Origin of the sequence: Oceanibacterium hippocampi, assembly GCF_900172325.1 — a bacterium.
GTDB lineage: Bacteria > Pseudomonadota > Alphaproteobacteria > Sneathiellales > Sneathiellaceae > Oceanibacterium > Oceanibacterium hippocampi.
Genome location: NZ_FWFR01000001.1, coordinates 1912600 through 1926879, shown reverse-complemented (window position 1 = coordinate 1926879; position 14280 = coordinate 1912600). Strand labels below are relative to the sequence as shown.

The following is a 14280-nucleotide window of genomic DNA, read 5'->3' as shown; positions in this document are numbered from 1 at the left end:
GTTCGTCAAGTATATAATCGCCTTTTTATTGCCCGGACGGCGCCCCGCGACGGCGTCTTTATTGTCCTTCCGGGCCGCGCTAAGCTCACCGGCAATCGATCGAAATGCACAACGTTCAGAGACGGGAGACCACGTCATGTCCGCCGCGCTGTCACTTGACGACTGGAAGGAGCAGGCCGGCCGCCTCTCCTACCGCAACCAGGCCTTCATCAACGGGCAATATGTCGATGCCGCGAGTGGCAAGACCTTCGATTGCGTGAGCCCGGTCGACGGCAAGGTGCTGACCCGGGTCGCGGCCTGCGACACGGCCGATGTCGACCGCGCCGTCGCCGCCGCCCGCGCCGCCTTCGACGCCGGTTACTGGTCGCGCCTGGCCCCGGCCCGGCGCAAGAAGGTGCTGCAGAAATTCGCCGCCCTGATCCTCTCGCACAAGGACGAGCTCGCCCTGCTCGAGACGCTCGACATGGGCAAGCCGATCAAGTTCTCGACCACGGTCGACATCCCCGGCGCCGCCAACTGCATTGCCTGGTACGGCGAGGCGATCGACAAGATCTACGACGAGATCGCGCCGACCGATCCGAGCGCGGTCGCCTTCATCACCCGCGAGCCGGTCGGCGTCGTCGCCGCCGTCGTGCCGTGGAACTTCCCGCTGCTGATGGCCTCGTGGAAGCTCGGCCCGGCGCTCGCCGCCGGCAACAGCGTCATCCTCAAGCCGGCCGAGCAGTCGCCGCTGACGGCGCTCCGGATCGCCGAACTGGCTGCCGAGGCCGGCATTCCCGACGGCGTCCTGAACGTCCTGCCGGGCTTCGGCGAGACCGCCGGGCAGGCGCTCGGCCGGCACATGGACGTGGACGCCATTGCCTTCACCGGCTCGACCGAGGTCGGCAAGTTCTTCCTGCGCTATTCCGGCGAAAGCAACATGAAGCAGGTCAGCCTGGAATGCGGCGGCAAGTCGCCGAACATCGTGCTCGCCGACGCCCCGGACCTCGACGCCGCCGCCAAGACCTCGGCTGTCGGCATCTTCTTCAACCAGGGCGAGGTCTGCAACGCCGCCTCCCGCCTGCTCGTCCAGGAGGAGATCAAGGACGAGTTCCTGGAGAAGGTCGTGGCCTTCGGCCAGCGCCTGCAGCCGGGCGACCCGCTCGACCCGAAGACCTTCATGGGGGCGATGGTCGACGATACCCAGACCGATCGCGTGATGCGCTATATCGAGGACGGCAAGTCGGGCGGCGCGGCGCTGCGCATCGGTGGCGAGCGCGCGCGTGGCGAGACCGGCGGCTACTACATCGCGCCGACCATCTTCGACAACGTGAAGAACGACATGAAGATCGCCCAGGAAGAGATTTTCGGGCCGGTGCTTTCGACCATCACCTTCAAGGATGTCGAGGAGGCGGTGACGATCGCCAACGACAGCGTCTACGGCCTCGCCGCCAGCGTCTGGACCCGCGACGTGACGACCGCGCACAAGGTCGCCCGCCGGCTCCGGGCCGGCACGGTCTGGGTCAACAGCTACGACATGGCCGACATGTCGACCCCGTTCGGCGGCTTCAAGCAGTCAGGCTTCGGCCGCGACCGCTCGCTGCACGCGATCGACAAATACAGCCAGCTCAAGACCACCTGGATCCAGATCGGCAAGTAGCGACCGCCGCACGGCCTGGCGGAAACCGAAACGCCGCCTTCGGCGCGGCCTCATCCGGTCGGGCGGAAACAGGCGGTTCCGCCCGGTCGGGTGCCGCGCGCGTGCGGACAGCGATTATCGTTTGGGATCAGGCGCCTGCGGCAACAATCTCGCTCAGGCGATGCGCTTCACGACCTTGTTGCGGCCACGATGCTTGGCCTCGTAGAGGGCCGCGTCGGCGCGCGCCAGCGCCTCCTTCGGGGATTCGCCGCTGCGCGCGGTGATGACGCCGATCGAGCAGGTGACCTCAAGCGGCTGGTCGGTCCCGTTGACCTTGAACGGCTCGTCGCCGACGGCCCGGCGCAGGCGTTCGGCGATACCCTCGGCGAGCGCCAGGTCGGTGCTCGGCATGACGACGACGAATTCCTCGCCACCGATCCGCGCGGCCAGGTCGACGCCGCGCAGGTTGAGCCCCATGCGCTGGGCGAACTGCTTCAGGACCTCGTCGCCGACGCCATGGCCGTGGGTGTCGTTGATCCGCTTGAAATGGTCGATGTCGAGGATCAGCATCGACAGCGGCTTGCCCTCGTCCTCGCGGTGCGAGAGCAGGTTCTCCAGGTGGTTGTTCAGGTAGCGGCGGTTGAACAGCCCGGTCAGGCTGTCGGTCACCGCCATCGCCATCGACCGCTGGTAGTTGCTGCGCAGGCGATCCTGGTAATGCTTGCGGCGGATCTGCGTCCGGGTCCGCGCGGTCAGTTCGTGCCGCTCCAGCGGCCGCATCAGATAGTCGCTGACGCCGAGTTCCAGCCCCTTGATCAGGCGCGCCGAATCGCCTTCGTCGACCAGCGTCAGGATCGGCAGCTGCCGGGTTTCCTCAGTCGACCGGATCTGCGAGCAGAAGCGCAGCGGATCGTAGTTCTCGACCGCCATGGAGACGATCACGAGATCGAACGATTCGGTGGTCGCCCGCTCCAGCGCGTGGGCGCAGTCGGGCTCGATCTGGATGTCATGCTGGTCGCCCAGCGTTTCGCGGATCGCCTCGGCGGAGATCTCGTAATCCTCGATCACCAGGACGCGGCCGCGCACCTCGGAACCGTCGCTGGCGGCGGTGCTGTCGATGACGCCGAAATCCTGGCCGGTCTCCTCGCGGAGCCGGAGCTCGTCCATCATCATCTTGAGGCGGACGAGGGAGCGGACGCGGGCGAACAGGGCGACGTCGTCGACCGGCTTGGTCAGGAAGTCGTCGGCGCCCGCCTCGAGCCCGCGCACGCGGTCCTGCTGGCCGCTTAGCGCGGTCACCATGACGACCGGGATATGGGCGATAGCCGGGTCGGCCTTGATCTTCTGGCAGACCTCGAAGCCGTCCATGATCGGCATCATGACGTCGAGCAGCACGATGTCGGGATGTTCGTTGTAGATCGTCTCGAGCGCATCACGGCCGTTGAAGGCAGTCAGGACATCGAAATACTCCGCCGTCAGCTTGGCCTCGAGGACCTTCACATTCGGCAGGACATCATCGACGACGAGCACACGCGCGGACATACAGCCTCAACCCAGGAAAGACTTGACGGTCTCTATGAACTTGCCGACCGAGATCGGCTTGGCGATGTAGGCTTCGCAACCGCCTTCACGAATTTTCTCTTCATCGCCCTTCATCGCGAAGGCGGTCACCGCGATCACCGGGATGGCGCGGAGATCGTCATCCTCCTTGATCCACTTGGTGACCTCGAGGCCCGAGACCTCCGGCAACTGGATGTCCATGAGGATCAGATCCGGCTGATGCTCGCGAGCCAGGGAAAGCGCCTCCATGCCGTCCTTCGTCTGCAGCGTGGCATAGCCATGCGCATCCAGCAGGTCGTGGAAGAGCTTCATGTTCAAATCGTTGTCTTCAACGATCAGTACGGTTTTGGTCATCGCCGGTCTTCTCGTTGCCGCAATAGGCGGACATGACTGGGAAGGTATGATTCGGCATCATCGTTGGCCGCATCGGCAGTGTCCTGCTCAGCTGCGGACCACATGATCTACCCTCTTGGATACCATCCCCTCCTTATCAAAAGATGGCCGCATCGGCTTAATTTTTCTTTAAATTTCCCATATCCCTCCGGCGCGCCGCGACGGGCCTCGCGAAAGCCCGCGGACGGACGGCGCGGCGGCGCGCCCCGCCGCCGATTCCGGCGCGGCGTCGACCGAGGGGGCGGACGCCGGCTTCGACATCGGATTCGCCCATATGGTGCGTAACCATAGTAGCGTACACGCGATCCGGAATCATTCCGATTTCGCGGCAAGCCCGGCCGCCGCGAGCGACGGCTTGATCGTATCCCGCCCCGGGGCGAATATCCGCTGAACGGTGTTGCCGGCGATCTCGGCCGGACGGAGCGGGACATGAAAGCGGAAGAAGCAGAAACGATCGCGATTCGGGCGCTGGCCTTCATCGCCTCCGACCCGGAGGCGCTGAACGGCTTCCTGCGCATGACCGGCATCGCGCCCGAGACGCTGGCGCCGCGCGCCGGCGACCCGGAGATTCTCGGCGGGGTGCTGGATTTCCTGCTCGGCAACGAGAGCCGGCTGCTCGCCTTCTCGGAAAGCGAGGGCCTCGACCCGCGGCTCCCGGCGGCGGCCCGCCGCGCACTGCCCGGCGCCGACATCGGTGACGAATGGAGCGGGGCATGAGCACGACCGCGATCTCGGACGAGACGGCGCGACAGATCGACGCCATCAGGATCGAGCCCGGCCGGCCACTGGTGATCACCGACGCCGACGAGGTGCTGTTCCTGTTCCTCCAGGGATTCGCCGACTACCTGGAAGGCCGGTCGCTCTATTTCGACTGGTCCTCCTACGCGCTGACCGGGAACATCCGGCGCCGCGCCGACGATCTGCCGATCGAGGCGACCGAGGTGCGCGGGCATATCTACAGCTTCTTCGAGAATCATACCGAGGCGCTGCCGACGGTTCCGGGCGCCGCCGCGGGCCTGGCCGCGCTCAGCCAACGGGCGCAGATCGTCGTTCTCTCCAACCTGCCGCATGCCCAGGGCGAGGCCCGGCGTCGCGCCCTCGCCGCCAACGACATGCCCTACCCGCTCATCACCAACAGCGGGATGAAGGGCGAGGCGGTCCGCCGGCTCTCCGCCCTGGCCGCGGCGCCGACCGTGTTCATCGACGACAGCCCGCTCAACCTGGCCTCGGTCAAGGAAAGCGCGGGCCATGTCGATCGCCTGCATTTCATCGGCGATCCCCGCCTCGCCCGGCTGCTCGGCCCGGCCGAGGAAAGCCACGCCCGGCACGACGACTGGCCGGCGCTGCAACGCGAGATCGAGGCACGCATCCCGACCGGCGGGAGCTGAGCGGAAGGCCTGGCACCAATGGACGCGCTCTGTCGCGACTGCCTGATACGCATCGACCGGACCGAACCGCCCCGGCGCTGTCCGGGCTGCGGCAGCACGCGGCTGATCGCCCATCCCGAGCTGCATGAACTGCATATTGCCCACATCGACTGCGACGCCTTCTACGCGGCGATCGAGAAGCGCGACGATCCGAGCCTGCGGGACCGGCCGCTGATCATCGGCGGCGGACGGCGCGGCGTCGTCTCGACGGCCTGCTATATCGCCCGGCTGGACGGCGTGCATTCGGCGATGCCGATGTTCAAGGCCCTCGCGCGCTGTCCGAAGGCAGTGGTGATTCGCCCGGACATCGAGAAATACACCGCCGTCGGACGCGAGGTCCGGGAACTGTTCCAGGCGGTGACACCGCTGGTCCAGCCGCTCTCGCTCGACGAGGCCTTTCTCGACCTGCATGGCACCGAACGGCTGCACGGGGCAAGTCCGGCGACGACGCTCGCCCGGCTCGCGGCGACCATCGAGAAGCAGATCGGGATCACCGTCTCGATCGGGCTCTCCTACAACAAGTCTCTGGCCAAGCTCGCCTCCGAGCGCGACAAGCCGCGCGGCTTCGCGCTGATCGGCCGGGCCGAGGCGAAGGCCTACCTGGCGCCGCTCCCGGTCGGCGACATCTGGGGCGTCGGCAAGGCCCTCCAGGCCAAGCTCAGGAAGGACGGGATCATCACCATCGGCCAGTTCCAGGGCCGCCAGGAAAGCGAGCTGATGGCCCGGTACGGCAGCATGGGCCGGCGGCTCTATCATTTCGCCCGCGGCGAGGACGATCGCCCGGTGGTCCCCCGGCAGGCGGCCAAGAGCGTTTCCTCCGAGACCACCTTCGAAGACGACATCGCCGCCTTCGACGATCTCTCCGCGCGGCTCTGGCGGCTCTGCGAGACCCTGTCGCGGCGTCTCAAGAAGAAGGGGCTGGCCGGGCGAACGGTCAACCTGAAGCTCAAGACCGACCGTTTCCGGATCCTGACCCGGGCCCAGTCGATGCCGGCTCCGAGCCAGCTTGCCGAGGTGCTGTTCCGCCATGCCGAGCCATTGCTTCGGCGCGAGGCCGACGGCCGCCTGCGCTTCCGCCTGCTCGGCGTCGGCGTCAGCGGCATCGTCGATGCGGTCGAGGCGGACCTGCCCGACCTGCTCGATCCGGGTGCCGAGAGGCGCCGTCAGGTCGAGGCGGCGCTCGACCGGGTGCGCGACCGGTTCGGCGTGGAGGCGATCGGCAAGGGACGCGGGCTGACCGGCGACAAGCGGCTCAGCAGGACGGCTCCGCCAGCACATCCAGGCGGGAAAGCGCGCCCAGGACGGTGAAACTCTCGTAATCGAGCTCGAAACCGCTCGCGACGCCGTTGGCATACATGTTCAGGCCGACCTCGTAGCTCGGCCGCTCGTCGCCGGCATCGATATCGTAGAAGGCCATCCGTACCGGCCAGGCCTGCTTGCCGGCGAGCGGCGGAAAGCGTTCGGCGATCTTCGGCTCCTCCCGGGCCTGCCCGATGAAGGCCGTGACCGTGTTCAGGCCCTCCTCGCCGCTGCCGTCGAAGACGCGCGCGGAGAGGAAGCTGCGGCCCTCGAGCGCCGCCGCGACCAGCTTGTCGGAATGAGCATCGGGAAACAGCGTTCCGGCCGGCAACTGGACCGACATGCCTTCCGGCCGCTCGAAGATGGCCTCGCCGGCACCGTCGGCGCCGTTGCGCTCGGCCCGCCCGCGGTATTCCTCGACCAGTTGCTCGTTGACATGATTGCGGATCGCGTAGCGCAGCAGGTTGCCGTCGAAGGCCTCCCAGGATGAGATCGTGAACTCGGTCGCCGTCACCCCGCCGTCGGCGCGCTGCACTTCCATATGCATGCGCTGATTGTGGGTCCGGCCGTCGCAGGCATTGCTCCATTCCATGACCATCCGGCCCCGGATGCCCGCCACCTCGCCTGCCTGCCGGCTCTTGCCGAGCGACAGTTCGTAGATCGCGCGATGCGACATCAGCTTGAAGTCGGCCGCTTCCGCCGCGGCGCCGGCGGACATCGCGATCAGCACCAGGACGGACAAACAATATCGACGCATCTCAATCCTCTCGGTCATCTGAAGCCATCATAGGGCGAGCACCCGCCGGTATCCGCACTTTTCCCGCAGGGGCGGCAAAATTTGTCCCCCGGCGGCCGCCAAGCCGCGATCGACCGGCAGTTCTTGCCCATGATCGTGGCGATATTGCGCCGAAAGCGCCGAAATCAAGCTGGCACACTCCTTGCTTCCCCAATTGACGCGGGCACTTACAGAAGAAAACCGATGGTCCGTCGTAGAGAGGAGTAGTCGAGATGTCCCACGTTGCGATTGCGGAGAATTTCGGTTCCACGGTCTTCCCCGTATTCGACGGCCAGCTCGGTCCCGATGCCGAGCGTCTGAATGCCCTGCTGAAGCGCACCAAGCTCGGCAACGCCGCCGACCGGCGGCTGATCGAGGAGGTGCTGGCTTTCGCAGCCACGGCCGAACAACGCCTGATCCAGCAGGAAAGTCGCATCGCCGAGCTCAAATCGATCTCGATGAGCGACGAACTGACCGGACTGCTCAACCGGCGCGGCCTGATGGACAACCTGAACCGGACGATCGCTGCCGCCCGCCGTCACGGCGAAGGCGGGGTCGTGGTCTTCCTCGACGTCGACAATCTGAAGACCATCAACGACGAATGCGGTCACGACATCGGCGACGCGGCGATCCGCCATGTGGCGCGGGTGCTGGCCGAGAATGTCCGGGCCTCCGACTTCGTCGCCCGCGTCGGTGGCGACGAATTCGTCGTCGTCCTCGTCCGCGCCGACCGGAAGCAGGGGCTGGTCAAGGCCGCCCGCCTGCAGGAGGCGCTCGCTTCCTCGCCGCTGCATATCGGCAAGAAGGAATTGCCGCTCGGCGCCAGTGTCGGCGCCTCTGCCTTCGACGGCAGCGCCGAGGCCGAGGATGTCCTGCGTTCGGCCGATCTTGCCATGTATCGCGACAAGCGGAACCGGCGGCGCTGCCGGACCAACTGATCGGGTCCGGGTGGCGCGCTAGCCGTTGCCGCCGTCGAGGCTGAGCAGCGGACGGTAGAGTTCGGGCCGGCGATCGCGGAACAGCCCCCAGGAGGCCCGCATCAGGCGGATCTCGTCGAGGTCGAACTCGGCCGTCAGCACGGCGCGACCGCGGTCGTCGGCCGTCGTCACCATGTCGCCCTTCGGTCCGGCGATGAAGGACGAGCCGTAGAAGGTGATCTCCGACCCGTCGTAGACTTCCCGGCCGATCCGGTTCGAGGCCACCAGCGGCATCAGGTTGGCGCCGGCGTGGCCCTGCATCACCCGCTGCCAGTGGCCGGTCGAGACAATCGAGGAATCCTGCGGCTCCGACCCGATTGCGGTCGGATAGAACAGGATTTCCGCCCCCATCAGCGCCATCGCCCGGGCCGATTCCGGGAACCACTGGTCCCAGCAGATGCCGACGCCGATCGTCGCGAAGCGGGTCTTCCAGACCCGGAAGCCGGTGTCGCCCGGATTGAAATAGAACTTCTCCTGGTAGCCCGGGCCGTCCGGAATATGCGACTTGCGATAGATGCCGAGCGCCCGGCCGTCGGCGTCGATCACCTGGAGGCTGTTGTAATAGGCGTTGTTGGCGCGCTCGAAGAAGCTGACCGGCAGCACCACGCCGAGCTCGGCGGCGAGCGCCTGCATGCGGGCCAGCATCGTGTTGCCCTCGGCCGGATGGGCCCGGGCGAAATGCTCGGGCTTCTGCTCCTGGCAGAAATAGCGTCCCTCGAACAGTTCCTGCAGCAGGATGATCTGCGCCCCGGCGGCGGCGGCCTCGCGGACCAGCGCCTCGGCATTGGCGACATTCTCCGCCGCGTCGTCGCTGCAGGCCATCTGGGTCGCGGCAAGCGTTACCTTCGACATCGCGTTCAATCCTCGTTCCCGCCAGCCGGCGCCGCCGCCGGCTGCTGCTGGGTGATGCAGTGGATGTTGCCGCCCCCGGTGGCGATGACCGTTCCGGACACCGGAACGACCACGCGATCCGGGAAAACCTCGGCGAGTATCGCGGCCGCCTTCTTGTCGGCGCTGTCGTCGAAGGCCGGCATGATCACCGCCCCGTTCGCCAGGTAGAAATTGACGTAGGAGAGCGGCATGCGCTCGCCGTTGTGGAACTGCGCCTTCGGTTGCGGCAGGCCGACCACCTCGATCGGGTTGCCGGCGGCGTCACGGGCCTGCGCGAGCCGTTCGCGGGCCTCCTGGCTGACCCGGTAGTTGGCGTCGTCGCTGTCGGTGCAGTCATGCAGCAACACGAGGCCCGGCCGGGCGAAGCAGGCCAGGTTGTCGATGTGGCCGTCGGTCTCGTCGTTCTCGAGGCCCTGGCCGAGCCAGATGATCGTGCGCACCCCGAGGTAGTCCTTCAGATGCCGCTCGATCGCCGCCCGGTCGAGCGACGGATTGCGGTTCGGGTTCAGCAGGCACTGCTCGGTGACCAGGCAGGTCCCTTCCCCGTCGACGTGAATCGAGCCGCCCTCGAGGATCAGCGGCGCCTGGAAGGAGCGGACATCGAGATGCTCGAGGATCTCGGCGGCGATCCGCGCGTCCTGGTCGAACGGCGGATACTTGCCGCCCCAGGCATTGAACTGCCAGTCGACGCCGGCGAGCTGGCCGGCCCCGTCGAGCAGGAAGGTCGGGCCGATGTCGCGCATCCAGGAATCGTCGAGCGATCGCGGCAGGACGTCGACCCCGGCGCCGCAGCGCATCGAGGCCTCGGGCACGTCCTCGGGCCGGGCGACCATGGTGACCGGCTCGAAGGCGGCGATTTCCGAGGCGACCTCGGCGAAGGCCAGCCGCGCCTCACGGATTTCCTCGCCCCAGAGCTCGGCCCGGCAGGGCCATGCCATCCAGCAACGGGCATGCGGCGCCCATTCGGCCGGCATGCGGAAGCCGAGGTTTGCTGGTGTCTCGCTCATGCTGACAGTCCGTCGCCCTTGTTGATTCCGAAAAGTTCCGCCTCGCGGGCAACGCCACGCAGGCTGTGCCGGCCGAGCGAGCGAAGGGCCGGCCGGCAGTCCGCCGCGGACTGGCTGACGAAATCCTCGCTGATCACGATGCGCTCGCCGAGTTTCTGGCAGAGCAGTTCCATGCGGCTGACCTCGTTGACGGCCGGCCCGATCACGGTGAAGTCGAGCCGCCCTTCCGAACCGACGTTACCGTACAGCACTTCGCCCAGGTGAACCGCGATATCGACTTCGGTGACGGTCAGTCCCTTGCCTCGCCTCTCGGCGTTGAGCGCGGCAATCGCCTCGGCGCAGTCGATGGCCGCGCAGAGGCCGTTCGAACATGTGTCGTCATCCGCCGGATCGTCCAGATCGAAGACCGACAGCACACCGTCGCCCATGAATTTCAGGACCTGCCCGCCGCGCGCCTCGATCGGCCGGGTCAGCGCCTCGAGATAATCGTCGAGCAGCGGCACCAGTTCGTTGCGCGGCAGGCTGTCGGAGAGCGCGGTGAATCCCTGCAGGTCGGAGAATACCAGGACCGCGCGCATCGATTCGACCGAGCCGCGCCGGATTTCCCCGCTCAGCACGCGATCGGCAACCCGGCTGCCGATATAGGTCGCCAGCACCGTCCGGGTCATCCGGTCGGTCTCGGTGCTCTTGACGGTCAGCGCGAAGACCGGAAGCAGCGCGTTGAGCCGTTCGATATCGCGATCGCTGAAACCCTCCGCGCAATCGGTGGCAATCGTCGCGACCGCGCCGAGCAGCTCGCGCGCGGCCTGCGAATGGTTCCAGCCAAGGTCGAAACCATTGGCGAACCAGTCGGTCAGACCGGCACGGGCGAATTCGGCGAGTACCGGGAAGTCGGTTTCCGCCCCGGGCCCGGCCAGCCGCCGGCGCAGATGGCTGAGCTTGTTCGAGATCATGTAATGGAACGGGGAGTGGATCCAGCCTTCACCGGGCAGCTCGGAATGCAACTGCTGGGTGGCCTCGGTGATGCTCTCGCCGCGTTTCCAGATGTAGAAATAGCCGCGATAGAGCGGGTGCAGTGTGCTCATGCCGATGCTCGCCCGGCACACCGGCAGGCCGACCTCGAGAAGCTTGTCGCAGAATCCCTCGAACAGGGTCGCCAGGTCGGCGTCGCCCAGCCCCGCGCGAATCAGCCAGTCGACGACCGGCCAGTCGTCGGGCGCGAAGTCGTGCGCCGGGACGGCAGCGGCGATTGCCGGAGGATTGGCTCTTGCGATGCCGGATTCGGTTGTGGCCATTGGAATTCCGTTTTACCAGCCTTGGGGTCCTCCATATAGGGGAATTGCCCGAAGCGTCCAGCGTGCGAAACGGACAAGGCGGCTTCCCGAATTCGCCCGTTTGCCTGCGCCCGCGTCACCGCTAGTATCGCGGCCTCGGAGCGACAAGCGGATAACGGGCATGGCTCAGGAACTGAAACGGCGCTGGCAGAACTACATCGACGGCGGCTGGCGGGACGGCGCGGACGGCGACTGGATCGCCGTCGAGAACCCGGCGACCGGCGAGACCATCGCCGAGATCGCGCGGGCCGGCCGGGCCGACGTGGACGCCGCGCTGGCGGCTGCGCGGCGCGCCTTCGACAGCCGGGAGTTGCAGGACGTCCGACCGGTCGAGCGCGGCCAGCTGATGTTCCGCATCGCCCGCGAGATCGAGGCGATGGCCGACGAGATCGCGCTGGCCGAATGCCTCGACAACGGCAAGTCGCTGGCCGGCGGCCGCAACGAGGCGCTCGCCGCGGCGCGTTACTTCACCTATTACGGCGGTCTCGCCGACAAGGTCGAGGGGCGGATGATCCCGCTCGGCGGCAATTACGTCGACTACACGATCCCCGCGCCGTTCGGCGTCTCGGCGCAGATCGTGCCGTGGAATTTCCCGCTGCAGATCGCCGCCCGCTCGATCGCCTGCGCGCTCGCCACCGCCAACACCGTGGTGGTCAAGACGCCCGAACTGTCGCCGCTTGCCTGCACCTTCCTCGCCACCGCCTGCGAACGCGCCGGCGTGCCGAAGGGCGCGGTCAACGTGATCTGCGGCTATGGCCACGACGCCGGCGCCTACCTGGTGGCGCACGAGGAGGTCGACCACATCGTCTTCACCGGCTCGGTCCCGACCGGGCGCAGCATCCTGAAGGCGGCCGCCGAACGCATCATCCCCTGCGTCATGGAACTCGGCGGCAAGTCGGCCGGAATCGTCTTCCCTGACGCCGACCTGGAGCAGACCGTCGCCTCGACCGCCGCCGGCATCTTCTCCAATGCCGGCCAGGTCTGCTCGGCCCAGTCGCGGCTGGTCGTCCATCGCTCAGTCCTTGACCGGCTCGCCGAGATGCTGGTCGCCAGGGCGGAATCGCTCTCGATCGGCCCGGGCATCGACGGCCACGACCTGACGCCGCTGATTTCCGCCCCGCAGGCCGCCAAGGTCGAGGGCTTCTGCCTCGGCGCGGAACAGCAGGGCGCCGAGGCGGCGACCGGCGGCCGCCGGATCGAGAGCATGCCCGGCCATTTCATGCAGCCCTCGATCTATGTGGGTGTCTCGCCCGAGATGACCATCGCCCGCGAGGAGGTCTTCGGGCCGGTGCTTGCCGTCATTCCCTTCGACGAGCCGGAAGAGGCGCTCGCGATCGCCAACGGCACCGACTACGGGCTCTGCGCCGGGGTCTATACCCGCGACCTGCAGACCGCGCACTGGGCCGCCAACCGGCTGGTCGCCGGCCAGGTCTTCGTCAACGAGTGGTTCGCCGGCGGCATCGAGACGCCGTTCGGCGGCACGAAGCGGTCGGGCTACGGGCGCGAGAAGGGCCAGGAGGCGCTGCTGAACTACGTGCAGTCGAAGAATGTCGGGATCCGGATCGCCGCCGGCGGCGGCGGCCGGCCCGGCGGCTGAACGGACGGCCGGACGGCTGGCCCTGCGCGGATCGAACAGGCGCCGGACCCGTCGCGGCCCGGAACGAGACCCCAAGCAAGAGGAAGCAAGACGATGACCGATACTGTCGAAGCACGGCTGAAGGAAGCGGGCCTGAGCGTGCCGGAGGCGGCCGCCCCGGCGGCGAACTACGTGCCCGTGGTGCGGACCGGCAACCTGCTGTTCATTTCCGGCCAGATCCCGCTGGTCAACGGCGAGGTCACCTACAAGGGCAAGGTCGGGCGCGACTTCACCACCGAGGAGGCGCAGGCCTGCGCGCGGCTGGTCGGGCTCAACATCATCGGCCAGGCCAAGGCGGCGCTCGACGGCGATCTCGGCCGGGTCAGGCGGGTCGTGAAGCTCGGCGGTTTCGTGAACTGCACGGACGACTATACCGACCAGCCGAAGGTCATCAACGGCGCCTCCGACCTGATGGTGCTGGCCTTCGGCGACGCCGGCCGCCATGCCCGCTTCGCGGTCGGCACGAACGCCTTGCCGCTCGGCATCGCGGTCGAGATCGACGCCGTCATCGAGGTCGACTGAACCGCCTATCTGCCCCGCTTCCAGCATGAGCGTGCCGCCATCATGACCACCCTGCCCGGCTGGCTGAAAGCCACGCCCTTCGCCCACCGCGGCCTGCACGGGCCGCGCACCGGGCTGCCGGAAAACTCGATCGCCGCCTTCCAGGCGGCGGTCGGGAACGGCTACGGCATCGAGCTCGACGTGCAGCTCTCCGCCGACGCGGTACCGATGGTCTTCCATGACGACAGCCTTGACCGGCTGACCGGCGAAAGCGGCGCGCTGGCCCGCCAGCGGGCGGCGGCGCTCGGCGCGATCCGCCTGAAGGACAGCGACGAAACCATCCCGACGCTGGCGGCGACGCTCGCCGCGGTCGCCGGGCGGACGCCGATCCTGGTCGAAATCAAGGGCCGGGGCCGGGGCGCCGAGGCGGCCCGCCGCGCGGCGCAGACCTGGGCGGTGCTCGAATCCTATCGCGGCCCCTACACGGTGCAGAGCTTCAATCCCCACATCCTCGCCTGGTTCCGCGCCCATGCGCCGGACGTCGTGCGCGGCCAGATCGCCGGCAAGTTCCGGGGCGGCGAGGACGGGCTTTCCTGGCACCAGCGCTTCGCCCTCGAAACGCTGATGGTCAACCGGATCAGCGATCCCCACTATGTCGCCTACGACGTCAAGGCGATCGACGCCCACGCGCCGCAACGGTCGAGGCTCGGCGGCCGTCCCCTGCTCGCCTGGACGATCCGCGACGAGGCGGCGCTGGAACGCGCCCGCCGCTTCGCCGACAACGTGATCTTCGAGAACGTCTCGCCGTGACGCGCCCCCTGCCCTTGCGCTTGCCCGCGCAGGCGCTACCTTCGTTCCCGTG

14 protein-coding genes are annotated in these 14280 nt (G+C 67.6%); 8 read left to right on the top strand and 6 right to left on the bottom strand.

Annotated features, from left to right (window positions below; genetic code table 11):
* The first annotated feature begins 136 nt into the window (after positions 1–136).
* Complete coding sequence (locus OCH7691_RS09150) at positions 137–1639, top strand: aldehyde dehydrogenase (protein WP_085883072.1); 1503 nt, start codon at positions 137–139, stop codon at positions 1637–1639.
* A gap of 153 nt (positions 1640–1792) precedes the next feature.
* On the opposite strand, the gene OCH7691_RS09145 is transcribed toward OCH7691_RS09150, so the two are convergent.
* The gene (locus OCH7691_RS09145; RefSeq protein WP_085883071.1) at positions 1793–3160 is read right to left on the bottom strand and encodes a PleD family two-component system response regulator; all 1368 of its coding nucleotides are present in this window, start codon (positions 3158–3160) and stop codon (positions 1793–1795) included.
* 6 nt (positions 3161–3166) lie between these two features.
* Positions 3167–3532, bottom strand: coding sequence for a response regulator (locus tag OCH7691_RS09140; protein WP_085883070.1), 366 nt, complete (start codon positions 3530–3532; stop codon positions 3167–3169).
* Between the two features lie 468 nt (positions 3533–4000).
* On the opposite strand from OCH7691_RS09140, the gene OCH7691_RS09135 reads away from it, so the two are divergent.
* From OCH7691_RS09135 to OCH7691_RS09125, 3 genes are read left to right on the top strand one after another with little or no spacing between them, the layout of a single operon-like run.
* On the top strand, positions 4001–4288 hold the full coding sequence (locus OCH7691_RS09135; protein ID WP_085883069.1) for a DUF3572 domain-containing protein: 288 nt from the start codon (positions 4001–4003) through the stop codon (positions 4286–4288).
* Complete coding sequence (locus OCH7691_RS09130) at positions 4285–4959, top strand: hypothetical protein (protein ID WP_139839596.1); 675 nt, start codon at positions 4285–4287, stop codon at positions 4957–4959. Before OCH7691_RS09135 ends, OCH7691_RS09130 begins: the two co-directional genes overlap by 4 nt.
* A gap of 18 nt (positions 4960–4977) precedes the next feature.
* Positions 4978–6306, top strand: coding sequence for a DNA polymerase IV (locus tag OCH7691_RS09125; protein ID WP_085883067.1), 1329 nt, complete (start codon positions 4978–4980; stop codon positions 6304–6306).
* On the opposite strand, the gene OCH7691_RS09120 is transcribed toward OCH7691_RS09125, so the two are convergent.
* Complete coding sequence (locus OCH7691_RS09120; RefSeq protein ID WP_085883066.1) at positions 6251–7072, bottom strand: EipB family protein; 822 nt, start codon at positions 7070–7072, stop codon at positions 6251–6253. The two genes, OCH7691_RS09125 and OCH7691_RS09120, sit on opposite strands and share 56 nt — an antisense overlap.
* 233 nt (positions 7073–7305) lie before the next feature.
* Here OCH7691_RS09120 and OCH7691_RS09115 point away from each other — a divergent pair, with 233 nt between their 5' ends.
* Positions 7306–8010, top strand: coding sequence for a GGDEF domain-containing protein (locus OCH7691_RS09115; protein ID WP_085883065.1), 705 nt, complete (start codon positions 7306–7308; stop codon positions 8008–8010).
* An 18-nt stretch (positions 8011–8028) separates the two neighbouring features.
* Here the strand turns inward: OCH7691_RS09115 and aguB are convergent, their stop codons facing one another.
* From aguB to OCH7691_RS09100, 3 genes are read right to left on the bottom strand one after another with little or no spacing between them, the layout of a single operon-like run.
* Entirely contained in the window at positions 8029–8901 is an 873-nt protein-coding gene (gene aguB, locus OCH7691_RS09110; RefSeq protein ID WP_085883064.1) for an N-carbamoylputrescine amidase, read from the bottom strand.
* Between the two features lie 5 nt (positions 8902–8906).
* Positions 8907–9947, bottom strand: a complete 1041-nt coding sequence (gene aguA, locus OCH7691_RS09105) for an agmatine deiminase (RefSeq protein ID WP_085883063.1) — start codon at positions 9945–9947, stop codon at positions 8907–8909.
* Entirely contained in the window at positions 9944–11242 is a 1299-nt protein-coding gene (locus OCH7691_RS09100; RefSeq protein ID WP_085883062.1) for an adenylate/guanylate cyclase domain-containing protein, read from the bottom strand. The genes aguA and OCH7691_RS09100 overlap by 4 nt, the downstream gene beginning before the upstream one ends.
* Positions 11243–11402: 160 nt before the next feature.
* On the opposite strand from OCH7691_RS09100, the gene OCH7691_RS09095 reads away from it, so the two are divergent.
* From OCH7691_RS09095 to OCH7691_RS09085, 3 genes are all read left to right on the top strand, one after another.
* Positions 11403–12878 (top strand): aldehyde dehydrogenase family protein, encoded by a 1476-nt coding sequence (locus tag OCH7691_RS09095; protein WP_085883061.1) that lies wholly within the window; start codon positions 11403–11405, stop codon positions 12876–12878.
* 93 nt (positions 12879–12971) lie between these two features.
* Positions 12972–13439 (top strand): RidA family protein, encoded by a 468-nt coding sequence (locus tag OCH7691_RS09090; protein WP_085883060.1) that lies wholly within the window; start codon positions 12972–12974, stop codon positions 13437–13439.
* Positions 13440–13481: 42 nt separating this feature from the next.
* The gene (locus OCH7691_RS09085; RefSeq protein ID WP_085883059.1) at positions 13482–14228 is read left to right on the top strand and encodes a glycerophosphodiester phosphodiesterase family protein; all 747 of its coding nucleotides are present in this window, start codon (positions 13482–13484) and stop codon (positions 14226–14228) included.
* The last annotated feature ends 52 nt before the right edge of the window (positions 14229–14280 follow it).

Excerpts from the sequence above, each read along its gene's own strand:
- OCH7691_RS09150 (WP_085883072.1), top strand. The coding sequence starts at position 137 with ATGTCCGCCGCGCTGTCACTTGACGACTGGAAGGAGCAGGCCGGCCGC.
- OCH7691_RS09145 (WP_085883071.1), bottom strand. The coding sequence starts at position 3,160 with ATGTCCGCGCGTGTGCTCGTCGTCGATGATGTCCTGCCGAATGTGAAG.
- OCH7691_RS09140 (WP_085883070.1), bottom strand. The coding sequence starts at position 3,532 with ATGACCAAAACCGTACTGATCGTTGAAGACAACGATTTGAACATGAAG.
- OCH7691_RS09135 (WP_085883069.1), top strand. The coding sequence starts at position 4,001 with ATGAAAGCGGAAGAAGCAGAAACGATCGCGATTCGGGCGCTGGCCTTC.
- OCH7691_RS09130 (WP_139839596.1), top strand. The coding sequence starts at position 4,285 with ATGAGCACGACCGCGATCTCGGACGAGACGGCGCGACAGATCGACGCC.
- OCH7691_RS09125 (WP_085883067.1), top strand. The coding sequence starts at position 4,978 with ATGGACGCGCTCTGTCGCGACTGCCTGATACGCATCGACCGGACCGAA.
- OCH7691_RS09120 (WP_085883066.1), bottom strand. The coding sequence starts at position 7,072 with ATGACCGAGAGGATTGAGATGCGTCGATATTGTTTGTCCGTCCTGGTG.
- OCH7691_RS09115 (WP_085883065.1), top strand. The coding sequence starts at position 7,306 with ATGTCCCACGTTGCGATTGCGGAGAATTTCGGTTCCACGGTCTTCCCC.
- aguB (WP_085883064.1), bottom strand. The coding sequence starts at position 8,901 with ATGTCGAAGGTAACGCTTGCCGCGACCCAGATGGCCTGCAGCGACGAC.
- aguA (WP_085883063.1), bottom strand. The coding sequence starts at position 9,947 with ATGAGCGAGACACCAGCAAACCTCGGCTTCCGCATGCCGGCCGAATGG.
- OCH7691_RS09100 (WP_085883062.1), bottom strand. The coding sequence starts at position 11,242 with ATGGCCACAACCGAATCCGGCATCGCAAGAGCCAATCCTCCGGCAATC.
- OCH7691_RS09095 (WP_085883061.1), top strand. The coding sequence starts at position 11,403 with ATGGCTCAGGAACTGAAACGGCGCTGGCAGAACTACATCGACGGCGGC.
- OCH7691_RS09090 (WP_085883060.1), top strand. The coding sequence starts at position 12,972 with ATGACCGATACTGTCGAAGCACGGCTGAAGGAAGCGGGCCTGAGCGTG.
- OCH7691_RS09085 (WP_085883059.1), top strand. The coding sequence starts at position 13,482 with ATGACCACCCTGCCCGGCTGGCTGAAAGCCACGCCCTTCGCCCACCGC.